The sequence below is a fragment of the Paraburkholderia fungorum genome (genome assembly GCF_900099835.1).
Lineage (GTDB): Bacteria > Pseudomonadota > Gammaproteobacteria > Burkholderiales > Burkholderiaceae > Paraburkholderia > Paraburkholderia fungorum_A.
Window position 1 is genome coordinate 744,125 of sequence record NZ_FNKP01000002.1, and the last position, 18,422, is coordinate 762,546.

Here is an 18,422-nt window from a genome sequence, read left to right on the forward strand (position 1 = left end):
CGGCGACGGTGAGTGCGGTTGCGAAAGCGACTGCGAAGGCGACTGCGGCCGTGACGGCCACCGCCACCGCCGCCTTAACCACAGTTTCGGCAGTACAGCCCGCCGCCAAACCCACGCCTTAATGCACCGCGCATAACCCCCGTAAGGCGTGCCAGCGCCGCTCCAGACAAACCCTGATTGCTGCTGCGAATCCGTCGCTGCTATCGTTCGCTGGTTCGTGTGGAAGCGCTTCCACTTCATCCTTCGGTGAGGTCGCGCAGCGACTTCCGCCATCGCCGGTTCAACGACTTCAGCGCAGGAGAAAACCGTGGCAAACGATTCATCCGCTGTACTCGACGCAATTTCCCCCCATTCCTCCGACTCCCTTGCCGACCCGTTTTCGCCGCCCGCCGACTCGTCGCTGTGGCAAAAGAATTTCCTGCTCGGCGCGGCCACGGCCTCGTATCAGATCGAAGGCGCGGTGCATGAGGACGGCCGCCTGCCGTCGATCTGGGACACCTTCTCGGCGACGCCCGGCAAGGTGCTGGCCGGCGACACCGGCGAATTCGCCTGCGATCACTATCACCGCTGGGAATCGGACGTCGAATTGCTGACGGGCCTCGGTCTCGAAGGCTATCGGCTTTCCACCGCATGGCCGCGTGTGATGGACGAGGCAGGCGCACCGAATCGTAAAGGCCTCGACTTCTACAAGCGTCTGCTGACGCGCCTGAAAGAGAAGGGCATCACGACGATGGTCACGCTGTATCACTGGGACCTGCCGCAGCATCTGGAAGATCGCGGCGGCTGGCTCAATCGCGATACCGCTTACCGTTTCGCCGATTACGCCGACCTGATGAGCCGCGAACTGACCGGCCTCGTCGATTCGTGGGCGACGCTCAACGAACCATGGTGTTCGGCGTATCTCGGCTATGGCAACGGCCACCACGCGCCGGGTCTCGCGAACGGCCGTTACGCGACGCAGGCGATGCATCATCTGCTGCTTGCGCACGGTCTCGCGGTGCCGATCCTGCGCGCCAACGATCCGGCTTCGCAGAAGGGCATCGTCGCGAACGTCGGCCGTGGCACCGCGAACAGCGACAGCGCCGCCGATCAGCGCGCCGCGCATCTGTTCGAAGTCCAGCACAACGCGTGGATTCTCGATCCGCTGCTCAAGGGCGCGTATCCGCAGGACCTGTTCGAACTGTGGCCGCATACCGAGCCGCTCGTGCTCGAAGGCGACATGCAGACGATTGCCGCGCCGCTCGATTTCCTCGGCATCAACTATTATTTCCGCACCAATGTCGAGAGCGACGGTGCGCATGGTTTCACGGAAGCGCCGCCCGAAGGTGTGGAGCGCACGCAGATGGGTTGGGAAGTGCATCCCGACGGTCTGCGCGACTTGCTGACCGGTTTCCACAAGACGTATGCAAACCTGCCGCCGATCTACATCACCGAAAACGGTATGGCGTCGGACGACAAGGTGATCGACGGCAAGGTGGACGACGCGCAGCGCATCTCGTTCCTCAAGCGCCACCTCGCCGCCGTCGATCAGGCGATCAAGGCAGGCGTGAAGATTCGCGGCTATTTCCTGTGGTCGCTGATGGATAACTTCGAGTGGGCGTTCGGCTACGAGCGGCGTTTCGGCATCGTGCATGTCGATTACGACACGCAGAAACGCACGGTCAAGCGCAGCGCCGAACTGGTGTCGAAATTCCTGAAGGAGCGTAAGGCGCGGGGTTGATAGCCCGAAGCAGAAGTGGCGGTGAAAAAGCAGCAAAAAAGAGCTGGTTTGTATGTCGACTGAAACACAGGTACTAAACCTGGAGGAGACGGAATGAACAGCAGGAAAATGGTCTTGCGAGGCGTCGTCGCGGCACTGGCGTTGTATGGCGTCGTCGCGCATGCGGAGCCGCTGAAGGCCAACGTGATTCACTGGTGGACCTCGGGCGGCGAATCGGCCGCGATCAAACAGTTTGCCGATGCGTACAACAAGGCCGGCGGACAGTGGGTCGACAACGCGGTGGCGGGTGCCGATCAGGCGCGCTCCACCGCGATCAACCGGATCGTCGGCGGCGATCCACCCACGGCTGCGCAGTTCAACACGTCCAAGCAGTTTCACGACCTGATCGATCAGGGCCTGCTGAACAATGTCGACGACGTCGCCAGCAAGGAGAACTGGAACGGTATTTTCCCGCAGTCCATTCTCGACAGCATCAAGGTGAAGGGGCATTACTACGCGGCGCCGGTGAACATTCACATGCCGGCGTGGTTCTTCTACTCGAAGCCGGTGTTCCAGAAAGCGGGCATTGCCGCCGAACCGAAGACCTATGACGAGTTCCTCGCCGATCTCGGCAAGCTGAAGACCGCAGGCGTGATTCCGCTCGCGCTCGGCGGCCAGCCGTGGCAGGAAAAGATCACGTTCGACGCGGTATTCGCCGACGTGGGCGGCCCCGATCTGTACCTGAAGATCTATCGCGATCGTGATCAGAACGCGGTGAAGTCGGATGCGTTCAAGAAGGTGCTGGTCGCGTTCAAGCGTCTGCACGATTACGTCGATCCGGGTTCGCCGGGCCGTAACTGGAACGACGCCACCGCGCTCGTGATTTCCGGCAAGGCAGGCGTACAGATCATGGGCGACTGGGCCAAGGGCGAATTCTCGGCGGCCAATCAGACGGCGGGCAAAGACTTCGGCTGCTTCCCCGGCTTTGGTCCGCATTCGCCGTATCTGGTCGCGGGCGACGTCTTCGTATTCCCGAAGACCGACAATCCGACCGCGATCAAGGCGCAGAACCTGCTCGCCACGGTGATGACCTCGCCGGGTCCGCAAGTCGCGTTCAACGCGAAGAAGGGTTCGATTCCGATTCGTCCCGACGTGGACGTCAGCAGCCTCGACATCTGCGCGAAAGAGGGCATGGCGATCATGAAGGACAAGTCGCGTCAGCTGCCGAATCCGGAAATGCTGTTGTCGCCGGATACGCAGGGTGCGCTGATCGACGTGATCACGAACTTCTGGAACAAGAACCAGTCGGTCGACGACGCGCAGAAAGCGTTCGCCAGCGCATTGAAGAGCTAAGGTACGACGACGATGCACGCGCTCAAGCTTCCAGCTTCATCATCAGCGGATAAAAAGCTGAACAAGCCGAATAAGCCGCTAAAGAAGCGTTTTTCCATCGCAGCATGGGTGGCGTTGCTGCCGATGATCGTGACCGTCGTGTTCGCGTATCTCGGCACGATGGTCTGGACCGCGCGTGTGTCGATGAGCAATTCGCGCACGTTTCCTTCCGATAACTTCGTGGGCTTCGCGCAATACGTGCGGCTCTTCAACAACGACCGCTGGTTGTTGTCGCTGCAGAACATCGTGATCTACGGCGCGTGTTTCATTATCGCGTGCATGGTGATCGGTTTGCTGCTGGCGATTTTCATCGATCAGCGCGTCGTGGCGGAAGGTGCGTTGCGCACCATATTTTTATATCCGTATGCGATGTCGTTCGTTGCAACGGGGCTTGTGTGGCAATGGATTCTGAATCCGGAACTCGGCGCGCAGGAGGTATTGCACAGGCTCGGCTTCACGCATGCGCGTTTCGACTGGATCGTCGATCAGGACTGGGTGATCTACACCATCGTGATCGCGACGGTATGGCAGGCATCGGGTCTCGTGATGGCGCTGCTGCTCGCGGGGCTGCGCGGGATCGACGAAGAGTTGTGGAAGGCGGCGCGTATCGACGGCATTCCGCGTTGGCGCGTGTATGCGAGCATTGTCGTGCCGATGCTCGGACCGTCGATGTCCACCGCCTTCGTGCTGCTGTTCGTGATGGTGGTGAAGCTCTACGACGCGGTGGTCGCGATGACGCAAGGCGGCCCTGGCACCGCGAGTGAAGTGCCCGCGAAGTTCATCATGGATTATCTGTTCGGGCGGGCCAATATCGGGCTGGCGTCGGCGGCTTCGATCGTTTTGCTGGCCACCGTGCTCGCGATTCTCGCGCCGTTCTTCTATGCCCGCAGCCGCGCGGCATTGCGCAAGGAGGCTTGATGAACACGCTCAGTTCTCCGCTGAAAAGCGGCACGCCGAGCCGCGTGCATAAGAGGAAGCGCCGTTCCGCATTCACGCCGGCGCGCTTCGGTATCTACGCATTTCTGCTGACGGCGGCACTGTTCTTTTTATTGCCGCTTTACGTGATGCTCGTTACGTCGGTCAAACCGATGAGCGAGATCCGCATGGGCAATCTGCTGGCTTTCCCCGCCCATTTCACGCTCGACGCGTGGAGCGCCGCGTGGCAATCCGCGTGTACGGGGCTCGATTGCAACGGCATCCGGGTCGGCTTCTGGAACTCGGTGCGCATTGTCGTGCCGAGCACGATTCTGTCGATCGCGATCGGCGCGGTGAACGGCTACGCGTTGTCGTTCTGGAAACCGCGCGGCGCGGGCGTACTGTTCGGCGTGCTGCTGATGGGGGCGTTCATTCCGGTGCAGGTGATGGTTTATCCGCTGGTGCGGGTGCTGGCCAGCGTGCATCTGTTCAGTTCGCTGCCGGGCATCGTCGTAATTCACACGATCTTCGGCATGCCGGTGATGACGCTGCTGTTCCGCAATTACTACGTGTCGATCCCGCAGGAACTGTTCAAGGCGGCGCGGATCGACGGCGGCGGATTCTGGCGTATCTTTCTTCAATTGATGTTGCCGATGTCCACGCCGATCATCGTAGTCGCGGTGATCATGCAGGTGACGGGTATCTGGAACGACTTCATTCTGGGCCTCGTTTTCGCGGGCACGAAAAACCTGCCGATGACGGTGCAACTGAACAACATCATCAATACGACGACCGGCGAGCGTCTTTATAACGTGAACATGGCGGCGACCATCCTCACGTCGATGGTGCCGCTCGCGGTGTACTTCATTTCGGGTCGCTGGTTTGTGCGCGGCATTGCGTCCGGCGCGGTCAAGGGATAGGGCATGACAAACGTGGCTAATCTGGCAGATTCAGTGACAAACACGCTGGCAAATGCAGCGGATATGACGGGCGAAGCGAGCGCCGCCGACGCGGCGGGTCTCAAGAATCCGGCCAATGTGGCAGTGCGCGATCTGACGATCCGGCTCGGTGCGAATACCGTGATCGAGAATCTCAATCTCGACGTGCGGGCCGGCGAATTCGTGGTGCTGCTCGGGCCGTCGGGATGCGGTAAATCCACGTTGCTGCACAGCATTGCCGGACTGATCGACGTGACCGACGGCGCGATCGAAATTGCCGGTGAAGACATGACGTGGGCCGATCCGAAAGATCGCCGCATCGCGCTGGTGTTCCAGTCGTACGCGCTTTATCCGACCATGAGCGTCGAGCGCAACCTGTCGTTCGCGTTACGGATCAACGGCACGCCGAAGGCGGAGATTGCGCGGCGCGTTACCCGTGCGTCGGAGATGCTGCAACTCGGGCCCCTGCTCAAGCGTAAACCGGCGCAGCTTTCGGGTGGACAACGGCAGCGCGTTGCAATTGGCCGCGCGATCGTGCGCGAAGCCGACGTGTTCCTGTTCGACGAACCGCTGTCGAATCTCGACGCCAAATTGCGCACCGAATTGCGCCGCGAACTCAAGCAGCTGCATCAGCGCCTGGGCGCCACGATGATCTACGTCACGCACGATCAGGTCGAAGCGATGACGCTTGCCACTCGCATGGCGGTGATGCGCGGCGGCGTGATCCAGCAGTTCGGCACGCCCGCTGAAGTCTATGCGCGGCCCGACAACCTGTTCGTCGCGACGTTCCTCGGCTCGCCCGCGATGAATCTGCTCAAGGGCACGCTGGAAACGCGTGACGGCGCGCTGCATTTTTGCACGGAGCACTGGCGGCTCGACGTGTCCGCGTATCCGTTCAAAACCGCCCCGTCGCAAGGGTTGCCGTGTGTGCTCGGAGTCCGTGCCGAAGACGTGCGGATTGGCGAGGGCGCGAGCGAGCGCGCGAAAGTGTCGCTGGTGGAACCGATGGGCAATCACCGCGTCGTCTGGCTCGATTATCATGGCGTGCAAGTCGCCTCGATCGATCAGACGAAGACGCCGGTCACGACCGGCGACACCGTCGCGTTTTCATTCGACGCGGCGCATATCTCGCTGTTCGACGACGCGGGCGGCGCACGCTTGTAAAGCCTGTCGCGCCCGCAGGCGGCGCCATTCGAAGCAACATGGCTGACGGAGAACCGCGTGGCTACACTCAAGGATGTCGCGGCACTGGCGGGCGTGGGCATGTCGACCGCGTCGCGCGCCATTTCCGGCAAAGGGCCGATTTCCGCCGATGCCGCCGCGCGCGTGCATGCGGCGATCGAGCAACTGAATTTTCGTCCGTCGTCGATTGGCCGTGCAATGGCGACTCAATCGCTCGGCATGGTCGGCATTTTCGTGCCGACGTTTTTCGGCTCCTATTACGGCACGATTCTCAAGCAGACCGATACCGAACTGCGTGCGGTGCGCCGTCACGTCGTGGTCGCGACCGGCTGCGGAGAAGTGTCGCCGCGCGAGCAGGCGATCGAGGCGGTACGTTTCCTGATCGGTCGCGATTGCGACGGCGTGGTGGTGATCAGCCACGATCTGCATGACGAAGACCTGATCATGCTGCACCGCATGCATCCGAAGATGGTGTTCCTCAACCGTGGCTTCGAGCAGTTGCCCGAGGCGTCGTTTTGCGCTGACCATCGGCGCGGCGGCGAACTGGCGGCGCGTACTTTGCTCGATCACGGACATCGCGAAATCGGCGTGATTTCGGGGCCGTTCACGGCCTCGGACAACCAGCTCCGGCTCGAAGGCTTCTTCGCCGAACTGGCGCGTGAAGGCATTTCGCGCGACGACGTCACGCTGATCGAATCGGACTTCTCGTCCGAAGGCGGCTATGAATCGGCGCAGAAGCTGCTCGACGCGAAGCGGCGCGTGACCGGCGTGTTCTGCGCGAACGACACGATGGCGGTGAGCGCGCTCGCGCGCTTGCATCAGGCGGGGGTGTCGGTGCCGGAAGAGATGTCGGTGATCGGTTACGACGATGATTACTCGGCGGCCTACACCGCGCCGGGGCTGACGTCGGTGCATATCCCGACGGCGGAGTTGACGCAGAACGCGGTGCGCTGGCTGCTCAACCAGTGCTACCGGACGACGTGGGAGATTTTCCGCGAGTTTCCGGTCAGCGTGACGATGCGCGGGTCGGTGGGGCCGGCGCCTGTCGCGGCAGCGCCGCTGAAGGGCGCGCGCGTGGGTAGTGCGGGGTAGTCGCGGGGTAGTTTTTCTCGCGATGCAGTGTGGCCGGTCGCGGTCATTCGTTCTTGTCGCTGCCATTCCCGGTCGCGACTGAAAGTGACCGGGAATGCGAGCGAAGAGTGCATCGGATACTCTTGCGCGCCGCCTTGGCTTTTGCCCTACGTCCCGCTGCGCAGCGACTGTTCGTGGCGCAAACGGGCTTCTTCATCGAGCCGCGTATCTTCGAGTTCCTGGAGCACGGCTTCCAGATCGATCGGCGTGGTGTCCTGTTCGACCCGGCCTGTCAATTTCGCGTCGACGTGCAGCGCGCCCGCTTCATATAACGCCCAGATTTCCTTGCCGTAACTCGCGTCGAGCAGCGCGGGCGCAAAGCGGCCGAAATACGCGGCCAGATTGTCGACGTCGCGTTCCAGCATCGCGGGCGCTTCGAGATTGCCCGCGGCATCCACGGCTTGTGGCAGGTCGATGATCACCGGGCCGTCGGCTGCCAGCAGGATGTTGTACTCGGACAGGTCGCCGTGAATCATGCCGGCGCACAGCATCCGCACTACTTCGTTGAGCAGCGCTGCGTGCAATTCCAGCGCGCGTGCTTCGCTCATGTCGACGTCGTTCAGACGCGGAGCCACATTGCCGTCGGCGTCCGTCACCAGTTCCATCAGCAGCACGCCGTCCGTGCAGATGAACGGTTGCGGTACGCGCACGCCCGCGTTGGCGAGCTGGAACAGCGCGTCGACTTCGGCGTTTTGCCATGCCTGTTCCTGCACTTCGCGGCCGTAGCGGCTGCCTTTTTCCATCGCGCGTTGCTGGCGGCTGTTCTTGACCTTGCGGCCTTCGCGATAGGACGCAGCCTGGCGGAAGCTGCGCTGCTTGGCGTCCTTGTAGACCTTCGCGCAACGGATCGAGTCGCCGCTGCGCACCACGTACACGGTGGCTTCCTTACCGCTCATCAACTGGGAAATGACTTCGTCGATCAGACCTTCTTCGACCAGCGGGAGCAGGCGTTTCGGCGTCTTCATGCGACCGCCGGAAAGCGGTAAGCGGCGTGGCGGCGGGTGGCGGCCGCCCGAGCGGGCATAGGGGGGGAAATTCGGATCATGCGGGATTATACGGGGAGACCGGCGGGGCTCCGGGCGGCGCTCATTTTCGTCCGCATTTGCCTGTCGAAAGTGCGAGCCGCTTAGGGAATAGCCGCGCTGTCGGAACTTGCGCTCGTATCGCGTGATAGAGAAGCTATTCTAAATTCCGCGCTATTACCGCTGGTCAAGGATGTTTGTAAAAGCAATGGCATGGTTTCGGCAATTTGAAGCAAAGGTTTGCGATTCGTTCAATTGACGGCTTCCTGCTTTCAAAACGTCTGTTTAAATGCATTTCCTATGAATAAACCGAAGCCCTTACGAAAGATTTCTGTAATTGTCCGCAATAAAGCTTTGTCGTTTCCACTGATTCAAGATGCATCTCAATAGCGTAGACTTGCCAGTAACAAATTGTTACGGGGTGGTTGTGATGGTGTCCGTATTTCTGGTGGTCTGTCCAGTTTGTATCGCTGCGCTGTTTGGTTTTGCGCGGCGTATCGATCCACAGACAGGCGAATTCAAGCGTTGATCTGAAAGACGATTGCGGTTTCAGGCGTGCCGCCGGAGCGATTTTCGCCGCCGGTCATGTTTGGCCGATTCATCGTCAGTCTTGCCTTTGTGTGCCCGATCGCGGCACGATGCGCGATAACCTTAGTTTGGGGCAGCATCGCGTATGCAAGATTTTCTGGCGAATATAACGGCACGGTTCAACCTGCTGACGGGCATCCTTCCATTGGGCCGCGCTGCAGCGACGCGCGACGCAATAGCCGGCGTGCAGCTTGCGTCGATGGATATTCCGCAAGTGCTCGGCTATGCGCGCATTGCGGGCATGCCTGCCGTCACCGGGCTTTACACCGCATTTTTGCCGCTGCTTGCGTTTGCTTTTTTCGGCGCGTCGCGGCATCTCGTCGTCGCCGCCGATTCCGCCACCGCCACCATCTTCGCCAGCCGGCTTTCCACGATGGCGCCCGCGTCGAGCGCCGAATACGCCGCGCTGGCGGGCATGGTCGCATTGCTGACCGCCGGCCTGCTGTTCATCGCGCGAATCTTCAAACTGGGCTTTCTCGCGGACTTTCTGTCGCGTACCGTGCTGGTCGGCTTTCTGGCGGGCGTCGGCGTACAGGTCGGGATTGCGATGCTGGGCGATATGGTGGGCCTGACCGGGCATTCGTCGCGCAGCATCGATCAGCTTCTCGTCGTGGTGCGCGAGGCTGCTCATGTCAATCTGCCGACCCTTGCCATTTCCGCGCTGGTGGTCGTCGCCATTCTGGTTTGCAAGCGCTTCTTTCCGCGCCTGCCGGTGCCGTTGATCGCCGTTGTCGCCGGGATCGCCGCGAGCGATATCTACGGTTTCGCGGCGCGCGGCATCTCCGTGCTGGGGCCGGTGGCGGGCGGCTTGCCGCCGTTCGGCATGCCGTCGGTGACCTGGCAACAGTTGCTTGATCTGTTGCCGGTAGCGGCGTCCTGCTTCGTGATGATCGTCGCGCAAAGCGCCGCCGCGAGCCGCGTGTTCGCCGAGCGCTATCACGAACCTGTCGATACCAACGCCGACCTGCTTGGCATCGCCGCCGCCAACGCGGCGGCGGCTTTGTCGGGCGCGTTCGTGGTGAACGGCAGTCCGACCCAAACTGCAATGGCCGATCGTGCGGGCTCTCGCAGCCAGTTCGCGCAGGTCGTGTTCGCGCTCGTAGTGGTCGTCGTGCTGCTGTTTTTCAGTCGCTATCTGCAATATTTGCCGCACTGCATTCTTGCCAGCATCGTGTTCACGATCGCGGTCGGCCTGATCGACGTGAAGACGCTGTTCGCGATTCGCCGCGAAAGTCCCGGCGAATTCACGCTCGCTCTCGTGACCGCCGCAGCGGTGGTGCTGGTCGGCGTCGAGCACGGCATTCTGATGGCGGTGGCGCTGTCGCTGCTGCGACACGTGCGGCACAGCTATCGTCCGCACACGATGATTCTCGCGCCCGGCGACGACGGCGTCTGGGTGCCGGTGCCCGCCGTGCCGGGCATCCAGACTGCGCCCGGCCTGATCGTGTATCGCTTCGGCGCGGACCTTTTTTACGCGAATGACCACTTTTTCGTCGACGATACGCGGCGTCTGATCGACCAGGCACCGAGCGCGGTGCGCTGGTTCGTGATCGACGCAAGCGCGATCACCGATCTCGATTATTCGGCGGCGCGCTCGGTCGGCGAGTTGTGCGAGACGTTAAAGCGTGGCGGTATCGAAGTAATTTTCGCGCGCGTGAACCGCTACTTGCGCTCGGATATGGACCGGCATGGGATTACGCCGATCGTCGAAGAACGATGCATTTTCAGCACGCTGCACGAAGCGTTGAAGATGGCTGGCGTGGAGAAGCCGGAGGCGCAGATCAAGGGCGTGTCGTAGGTTGTTATCGACCTCACGCTTCTTCATCGGCGAAAAAATAGCCGATGAAAAAGCAGATGCCTGCGATTGCGATACCCAGCACGGCCACCGTATAAGCGAGCGCCGTACCGTGCCACAAGCCGTCGAACCATTGATGAAACTGCGCCATCAACACCGCTGCATTGCCGCCGATCCGCTGCAGTTCGATCTGGTAACGCGGGTCGGCAACGGCGTACATCGACGCCGCGCTATCCGGCCGCGCGGCGCTCGCGTAGATAATCGCCGCCGCGATAAAACCGGCTAGCAATACGGCCACGCCGGCCCGGTACAACTTTTTTCGCCACGGCCAGTGCTGCGTCGCCGGGTCCGACTGATTGCCGCCATTCATCGTGTTTGCAGGTCCGCTTCCATCATCGAGCCGACAGTATCGCAGAGCGCGCGACGCGGCCGGATTCCTGCACGTCGAAGCAAACCTTAGCTTTTCGATGTCAGCATCTTGATGCCTGCAATTCCGAACATGATCGCCAGCGACCCGTCGAGCCAGCGCCGGATCGCCACGTAAATGCGCCGCGCCGACGCGGTCGAGAACAGCACCGCGTAGCTGCTGAACACGGCGACGCCGATCGCCATGCAGCCGAGCACCACCGGCAGCGTGTGCGACGTGCCGCCGGCCGGGGACATCGCGAGCGAGACGATCGACAGCCACACCAGAACCGCTTTCGGATTGGTGAGATGCAACAGCAGACCGCGCAGATAAAGCCGCTTGAGCGGCTCATCCGTCCGCGCGGTGCTGGCGTTTAACGGCGCAGGACTCAACGCGGACCGTGCCGACTTAAACCCCAGCCACAGCAGATAAAGCCCGCCGGCAATCTTGATCGCGATCAGGCATTCGGAGTAAGTCGCGAGTACCGCCGACAATCCCAGCGACGCGAGCAGCGCCCACGAGAACGAGCCGGACACCACGCCGAGCGCGAACGTCAACGCGGAACGGCGCCCCGCGCTCATCGCGAGCGACATGATCGCCAGATTGCTCGGCCCCGGACTCGCGGTGCCGACGAAGTAGGCGCCGTAGGCGATCAGGACATCGGCGGTGAGAAAGGGGGCGAGCGTCATGATGGGAGTCGGCGTTCAATGTAAGAGCAGACGATTCTGCGCGCTGTCGCGCTTGCATCACAGATACAGTTGGCACTTCACACGACAGCACACCCGGCGAGCGGCTCGACTGTGAATCAGATTCACGCCGCCCGCATTCACAACCCCGCCGCCGTCCCGATGCAATCGGCGAGCGCGTCGGTCACCGCCTGTCTGCTATGACGCGGCCGCTGCACCAGTCCGATCTCACGATGGAAGGTCGCGTCCCCAAGCTCCAGCACCGCGACGCTGGCGGGCCATTTGCCGATCCCCGCCGTGTTCGGAATCAGCGCGACACCGATACCCCGCGCGACCAGTTGCACGATTGCCTGCAATTCGTCGAGTTCGATCACGTCGTTCACGTTCAGCCGCGAGCGCCTCAAAAATCGCTCGACCAGCCGGCCGCCAAACGAAGTCCGGTCATAGCGGATAAATGGTTCGCTCTTCAGCAACTCACGCCACGAACGCTGAGCGCGCGCCAGCTTTTTCGGCACCACCAGCACGAACGGCTCGCTGGCGAGCGTGCGCCATTCGAGTTCGGACGGCAGCGCAAAGGGCGGCTTGATGATGACGGCCAGATCGAGTTCGCCGGAGTCCACCTGCCCGAGCAGGCTCAGCGACACGCCCGGCACGACGCGAATCCGCCAGCCGGGCCGGTCGTCGCGAAAGCGGGCCAGCGCGTCGGCGAGCAACGACACCTGCGCCGACGCAATCGCGCCGATCCGCAGCATGCCGCTTTCCGCCGCGACCGCTCCGCGCTCGGAAAGCCGCGCGTACAGCGTCATCATTTCTTCGGCGAGCGTGAGCGTGTCGCGCCCGGCATCGTTGAGCGTGGCGGAGCGGCCGGTGCGGTCGAACAGCGCGAAACCGAGTTCGTCTTCGAGCCGCTGCATCTGCGCGCTCACAGCCGATTGCGTCAGCCCGATGCGCGCGCCCGCTGCGGAAAACGTGCCGTACTGGCTGACGGCGATGAAGGTTTTAAGTTCGCTGAGCATGGATCGATTAATCGATTTTGGTGTTGGTCAGGTCAAATATATATCGTTTTTCATCATTTTTAATCATGGATAAACTGTGCTTCACGCGTGGAGCCGCGCATACCTTCGCGCAGTTGTATCCGACCAGACCAATCCATTCCCCTCAGCGAGTTCTTCAATCATGAGCGTTGCCGACAACGTTTTGCCGCCGTTCCATCTGGCGTTTCCTGTTCATAGCCTCGCCGCTGCCCGTGAGTTTTACGGCGAACTGCTGGGCTGTCCCGAAGGACGCAGTTCGGAAGCGTGGGTCGATTTCAATTTCTACGGCCACCAGATCGTCGCGCATCTCGCGCCCGAGGAAATCGGCCACCGTCAGACCAGCAAGGTCGACGGCGACGCGGTGCCGGTTCGTCACTTCGGCGCGGTGTTGTCGATGGAGCAATGGCAGGCCGCTGCCGACAAGCTGCAAGGCGCCGGCATCGACTTCATCATCGAGCCGCATGTGCGCTTCAAGGGCGAAGTCGGCGAGCAGGCGACGATGTTCTTTCTCGATCCGTCGGGCAATGCGCTGGAATTCAAGGCGTTTGCCGATATGTCGTCGTTGTTCGCGAAGTAAAACGGCTCGACACCAAGCCCGCAGCACGTAAAAAAGGCTGTTCGCCCTGACGGGGCGAGCAGCCTTTTTTCATTTGATCCGACGCCAACAGACTTGCTTTGCACAAATCAATCTGAAAGTATATTTCTCTATATTTCAGCCTTCCGGCGCGACTCGCGCGAGGCAACCTGCTCTCAACCGCGCTTATCTTTGCGCAACAAACGTTTGCTTGCCGCCAATCGTCAGCGGATTAAGACGGGTTTCAGCGGACAAAAGCACTTACAAAAAGCTTCCTGACAATCCGGCCATTTTCGCGCCATGCAGGTGTTGGTGCTAGCGATCTAGCATAAGCGCAGATTCTCCATCCCCTTATCTGCATCCTCTCAGGCGCGTTTCAATGTGGATCGTCAACGTAGCGCTTAAACGGCCGTACACGTTCATCGTGATGGCCATTCTGATCTTGCTGGCGACGCCATTCGTGCTGTTCACCACGCCGGTCGACGTGCTTCCGGAAATCAACATTCCGGTGGTCAGCATTATCTGGTCGTACACGGGCTTGTCCGCCGAAGACATGGCCAACCGTATCACGTCGGTCAATGAGCGCAGTCTGACCACCACGGTCAACGACATCGAGCACATTGAATCGCAATCGCTGGCCGGGATCGCGATCCTGAAGATCTTCCTGCAGCCGAATGCGAACATCCAGACGGCCATCGCGCAGACCGTGGCCGTCGAGCAGGCGCAGGTCAAGCAGATGCCGCCAGGGGCCACGCCGCCGCTCGTGATCAGCTATTCGGCGTCGAGCATTCCGGTGATCCAGCTGGGTCTGTCGAGCCCGAAGCTCTCCGAGCAGTCGCTCAACGACACGGCGCTGAACTTCCTACGCCCGCAACTCGTGACGATTCCGGGCGCGGCGGTGCCGTATCCGTACGGCGGCAAATCGCGGCTGATATCCGTCGACCTCGACACGCGCGCGTTGCTCGCCAAGGGCTTGACGCCGTCCGACGTGGTCAGCGCATTCAATGCGCAGAACCTGATTCTGCCGACCGGCACGGCCAAGATCGGGCCGAAGGAATACACGGTCAACATGAACGGCTCGCCCTCGACGCTGGAGGGGTTGAACGACATACCGGTGCGCACGCTCAACGGTGCGACCACGTATCTGCGTGAAGTTGCGCATGTGCGCGACGGCTTCTCGCCGCAGACCAATGTCGTGCGGCAGAACGGCCATCGCGGCGTGCTGCTGTCGGTGCTGAAAAGCGGCAGCGCGTCGACCCTTTCGATCGTCGATACGCTAAAAGGCCTGCTGCCGGGCGCGCGCGCCGCGTTGCCGCCGGACCTGACCATCACTGCGCTGTTCGATCAGTCGGTGTTCGTAAAAGCGGCCGTGCAGGGCGTGGTGCGCGAGGCGCTGATCGCCGCCGCGCTGACTGCCGCGATGATCCTGCTGTTCCTCGGCAACTGGCGCAGCACCTGCATCATCGCGATCTCGATTCCTCTGTCGATTCTGTCGTCGCTGATCGTGCTGCATGCGTTGGGGCAGACCATCAACATCATGACGCTCGGCGGGCTCGCGCTCGCGGTCGGGATTCTCGTCGACGATGCAACGGTGACGATCGAGAACATCGAACGGCATCTGCATATGGGCACGAATCTGCACGATGCGATTCTCGACGGCGCGGGCGAAATCGCGGTTCCGGCGCTGGTGTCGACGCTGTGTATCTGTATCGTGTTCGTGCCGATGTTCTTCCTGACCGGCGTCGCGCGCTATCTGTTCGTGCCGCTCGCGGAAGCCGTCGTGTTCGCGATGATCGCGTCGTACATCCTGTCGCGTACGCTGGTGCCGACGCTCGCGATGCTGTTCATGGGCCACGCGCACAAGCCGAAAGAAGGCGCGAAGCCGAATCTGTTCATGCGGCTTTATCAGCGCTTCGACCGTGGTTTCGAGCGCATGCGCGCGGCCTACATCATGGTGCTGAGCAGTGTGCTGGTGCGGCGCGGCCGGTTCGGTGCGCTGTTCCTCGGCTTCTGTGTCGTGTCGATGGGCCTCGTGTTCGTGCTCGGCGAGGACTTTTTCCCGACCGTCGATGCAGGCGACATTCGTCTGCACTTCCGTGCGCCGACCGGCACACGTATCGAGGAAACCGCGCGTCTCGCCGATCAGATTGAAGGCGTGATTCGCGAAGTCGTACCCGAAAAAGAACTCGGCACGATTCTCGACAACCTCGGTTTGCCATACAGCGGTATCAACCTGTCGTATAGCAATTCGGGCACGATCGGCACGCTCGACGGCGAGATTCAGGTTGCGCTGAACGAAGACCACAAGCCGTCGCAGATCTACATGGACAAGTTGCGCACGATCCTGCCGCAACGTTTTCCGGGCGTCGAATTTTTCTTCCAGCCCGCCGACATCGTCACGCAGATTCTGAATTTCGGCTTGCCAGCCGCAGTGGATGTGCAAATTGCCGGGGCGGATCAGTCGGGCAACTTCGACGTCGCGCGTAAATTGCTCAAGCAGGTGCGGCTGATTCCGGGCACCGTCGACACGCACATCCAGCAGAAACTGGATGAGCCGGTCATCAATCTTCAGATGGATCGCACGCGCTTGCAGCAACTGAATCTGAGTGCGAGCAACGTGTCGCAGAACGTGCTGATTTCGTTGTCGGGCAGCTCGCAAACGTCGCCGGGATTCTGGTTCAACAACAAGAACGGCGTCGAATACCAGGTGGCGGTACAAACGCCGCAATATCAGATTTCGTCGATCGACGAGCTATTGCGCACGCCAGTCTCCGCGTCGGCCAACGGTCCGACGCAACTGCTCGGCAACCTGGTGCGCGTGTCGCCGCAGAATCAGTTTGCGCTGGTCACGCACTACAACATCCGGCCGGTGATCGATCTTTATGTGAGCGTCGAGAACCGCGATCTGGGCAGCGTCGCGAATCAGGTGGACAAGCTCGTGAACAACGTGCGCGCATCGTTGCCGCGCGGCAGCACGATCATCGTGCGCGGTCAGGTGCAGACCATGCGTAGTTCGTTCTTCGGCCTTGGTCTCGGCGTGGCGATGGCGATCGTGCTCGTGTATCTGCTGATCGTGGTGAATTTCCAGTCGTGGGTCGATCCGCTGATCATCATCAGCGCGTTGCCGGCGGCGCTCGCGGGCATCGTATGGATGCTGTTCCTGACGGGCACTCACCTTAGCGTGCCCGCGTTGACCGGCGCGATCATGACGATGGGTGTGGCCACCGCCAACAGTATTCTGATGGTGTCGTTCGCGCGGCAGAGATTGCAGGCCGGTTCGCCGCCGCTGACCGCCGCTCTCGAAGCGGGCGCGAGCCGGATTCGTCCGGTGCTGATGACCGCGTTCGCGATGATCATCGGCATGATTCCGATGGCGCTGGGTCTCGGCGAAGGCGCTGAGCAGAACGCGCCGCTGGGTCGCGCGGTAATTGGCGGCCTGCTGTTCGCCACGGTGTCCACGCTGTTCTTCGTGCCGCTCGTATTCGCGGGCATTCATACACGTCTCGCCCGCAAGCATGGCAACGGCGATGGCGATGGCGGCGGAGACGGTGGCAACGGTGGCAATAACGGTGGCAACGGCGGCGGTCACGGCAACGACGGTGACCGCGCCCATGAAGATGACAAACGCGCCGGGGCTGCCCAAGGCCACGCCCATGACAGTGGCAACACGCAAGGCAAGGGCAGCAACGACAGCAAAGACAATGGCAATGGTGGCGAGCGCGGCAATGACGGCACGGGCAGCGACCCCGCGCCGGACCACGGCGGCGCTGTCCAGCCCGCGTAAAGTTAAATGACGGCTGACTGAGATGGCTGACTGAGATGACCGAAAAAACTCATGCATCGCTAGCGATCCCCTCGCGAGACACCGAAGGGGGGCACGCTTTGCCACCGCGCAACCGCGAATGGAAACGCGCGAAGATCGCTATCTGGATCGTGCTGGCGCTGCTCGCGTTAGGCGCGTTGCGCAGCGTGATCGCCAACGTGCTGCAAAGCCGCTCCGTCTCCGCGACGACCAAACAGAACGCCACACAGTACGTGAACGTCGTGACCCCCACGCAGACCCAGGGCGGCGGCGACACACTGCTGCCGGGTACGTTGCGCGGCTTCGTCGAGTCGCCGATTTACGCGCGTTCCACCGGTTATCTGCTGCACTGGTACGCCGATATCGGCGCACGCGTGAAGCAGGGGCAACTGCTCGCCGAACTGGACACGCCTGAAATCGATCAGGAACTCGCGCAGGCACTCGCGCAGCGCCAGCAGACCAGTTCGAGCCTGGGCCTTGCGAAAAGCTCGCTGGATCGCTGGCAGCAATTGCGTCAGCGCGACGCCGTCTCTCAGCAGGAACTCGACGAGCGGCAAAGCACGTACACACAGGACGTCGCAAACCTCGCCGCCGCCGATGCCAACGTGAAGCGTCTGCAGCAGCTCGAATCGTTCAAGCGCATCGTCGCGCCGTTCGCGGGCGTGGTGACACAGCGCAACGTCGATGTCGGCGACCTGATCGACGCGGGCAGCGGCACGAGCCGCGCGCTGTTCGCGCTCGCGCAGTCGGACCCGTTGCGGGTGTATGTGCAATTGCCGCAGGCTTACGCGCAAAACGTGTCGGTCGGACAGAACGTGGTGGTGACCCAGGCCGAATTGCCGGGTCAGCAATTCCACGGCACGATCACGCACATTTCCGGCGCGATCGACGTGCCGACCCGCTCGCTGCAGATCGAAGTGACGCTGCCGAATCCCGACAGCAAACTGCGCCCCGGTGCTTACGTGCAGGTAGCGGTGCCCGCCGTCGCGCATGCACGGATGATGGTGCCGGGCAACGCGCTGCTGTTCCGCGCCGAAGGTCCGCGTGTGGCCGTGGTCGATGCAAACGGCAACGTGGCATTGCACAAGATCGTGATCGCGCAGGACCTCGGGCAGTCGCTCGAAATCGAAAGCGGGATCGAGCCGACCGACAAGGTCATCATCAATCCGAGCGATTCGATTGCGGACGGCGACCACGTGCAGATCGCGCAGCCGCAGAAGAATGGCAAGGAGGCGTCGTGAAGTACGTGGGCACACGC

14 protein-coding genes are annotated in these 18,422 nt (G+C 61.7%); 10 read left to right on the forward strand and 4 right to left on the reverse strand.

Features of this window, described 5'->3' with window-relative positions; genetic code table 11:
- Positions 1-307: 307 nt before the first annotated feature.
- From BLS41_RS19390 to BLS41_RS19415, 6 genes are all read left to right on the forward strand, one after another.
- Positions 308-1,720 carry a GH1 family beta-glucosidase gene (locus tag BLS41_RS19390; RefSeq protein WP_074767750.1) on the forward strand — a complete coding sequence of 471 codons (1,413 nt, stop codon included), beginning with the start codon at positions 308-310 and terminating at the stop codon, positions 1,718-1,720.
- Between the two features lie 93 nt (positions 1,721-1,813).
- Entirely contained in the window at positions 1,814-3,052 is a 1,239-nt protein-coding gene (locus tag BLS41_RS19395; protein ID WP_074767752.1) for an ABC transporter substrate-binding protein, read from the forward strand.
- Positions 3,053-3,064: 12 nt separating this feature from the next.
- Entirely contained in the window at positions 3,065-4,009 is a 945-nt protein-coding gene (locus tag BLS41_RS19400) for a carbohydrate ABC transporter permease (protein ID WP_074767754.1), read from the forward strand.
- Positions 4,009-4,926 carry a carbohydrate ABC transporter permease gene (locus tag BLS41_RS19405; protein ID WP_074767756.1) on the forward strand — a complete coding sequence of 306 codons (918 nt, stop codon included), beginning with the start codon at positions 4,009-4,011 and terminating at the stop codon, positions 4,924-4,926. Before BLS41_RS19400 ends, BLS41_RS19405 begins: the two co-directional genes overlap by 1 nt.
- A gap of 3 nt (positions 4,927-4,929) precedes the next feature.
- Entirely contained in the window at positions 4,930-6,108 is a 1,179-nt protein-coding gene (locus BLS41_RS19410) for an ABC transporter ATP-binding protein (RefSeq protein WP_171910271.1), read from the forward strand.
- A 57-nt stretch (positions 6,109-6,165) separates the two neighbouring features.
- Entirely contained in the window at positions 6,166-7,218 is a 1,053-nt protein-coding gene (locus BLS41_RS19415; RefSeq protein ID WP_074767758.1) for a LacI family DNA-binding transcriptional regulator, read from the forward strand.
- A 146-nt stretch (positions 7,219-7,364) separates the two neighbouring features.
- Here the strand turns inward: BLS41_RS19415 and BLS41_RS19420 are convergent, their stop codons facing one another.
- The gene (locus tag BLS41_RS19420; RefSeq protein ID WP_074767760.1) at positions 7,365-8,222 is read right to left on the reverse strand and encodes a PA4780 family RIO1-like protein kinase; all 858 of its coding nucleotides are present in this window, start codon (positions 8,220-8,222) and stop codon (positions 7,365-7,367) included.
- 730 nt (positions 8,223-8,952) lie between these two features.
- On the opposite strand from BLS41_RS19420, the gene BLS41_RS19425 reads away from it, so the two are divergent.
- Positions 8,953-10,665 (forward strand): SulP family inorganic anion transporter, encoded by a 1,713-nt coding sequence (locus BLS41_RS19425; RefSeq protein WP_074767762.1) that lies wholly within the window; start codon positions 8,953-8,955, stop codon positions 10,663-10,665.
- Between the two features lie 13 nt (positions 10,666-10,678).
- Here BLS41_RS19425 and BLS41_RS19430 read toward each other — a convergent pair whose 3' ends face one another.
- The 3 genes from BLS41_RS19430 to BLS41_RS19440 form a co-directional block, all read right to left on the reverse strand.
- Positions 10,679-11,032 (reverse strand): hypothetical protein, encoded by a 354-nt coding sequence (locus BLS41_RS19430; RefSeq protein WP_074767764.1) that lies wholly within the window; start codon positions 11,030-11,032, stop codon positions 10,679-10,681.
- A gap of 86 nt (positions 11,033-11,118) precedes the next feature.
- Complete coding sequence (locus BLS41_RS19435; RefSeq protein WP_074767766.1) at positions 11,119-11,757, reverse strand: LysE family translocator; 639 nt, start codon at positions 11,755-11,757, stop codon at positions 11,119-11,121.
- A gap of 137 nt (positions 11,758-11,894) precedes the next feature.
- On the reverse strand, positions 11,895-12,770 hold the full coding sequence (locus tag BLS41_RS19440; protein ID WP_074767768.1) for a LysR family transcriptional regulator: 876 nt from the start codon (positions 12,768-12,770) through the stop codon (positions 11,895-11,897).
- Positions 12,771-12,930: 160 nt separating this feature from the next.
- On the opposite strand from BLS41_RS19440, the gene BLS41_RS19445 reads away from it, so the two are divergent.
- From BLS41_RS19445 to BLS41_RS19455, 3 genes are all read left to right on the forward strand, one after another.
- The gene (locus tag BLS41_RS19445; protein ID WP_074767770.1) at positions 12,931-13,365 is read left to right on the forward strand and encodes a VOC family protein; all 435 of its coding nucleotides are present in this window, start codon (positions 12,931-12,933) and stop codon (positions 13,363-13,365) included.
- 376 nt (positions 13,366-13,741) lie between these two features.
- The gene (locus tag BLS41_RS19450; RefSeq protein ID WP_253189716.1) at positions 13,742-17,146 is read left to right on the forward strand and encodes an efflux RND transporter permease subunit; all 3,405 of its coding nucleotides are present in this window, start codon (positions 13,742-13,744) and stop codon (positions 17,144-17,146) included.
- Between the two features lie 35 nt (positions 17,147-17,181).
- Positions 17,182-18,405, forward strand: coding sequence for an efflux RND transporter periplasmic adaptor subunit (locus BLS41_RS19455; RefSeq protein WP_074767772.1), 1,224 nt, complete (start codon positions 17,182-17,184; stop codon positions 18,403-18,405).
- Positions 18,406-18,422: the final 17 nt, after the last annotated feature.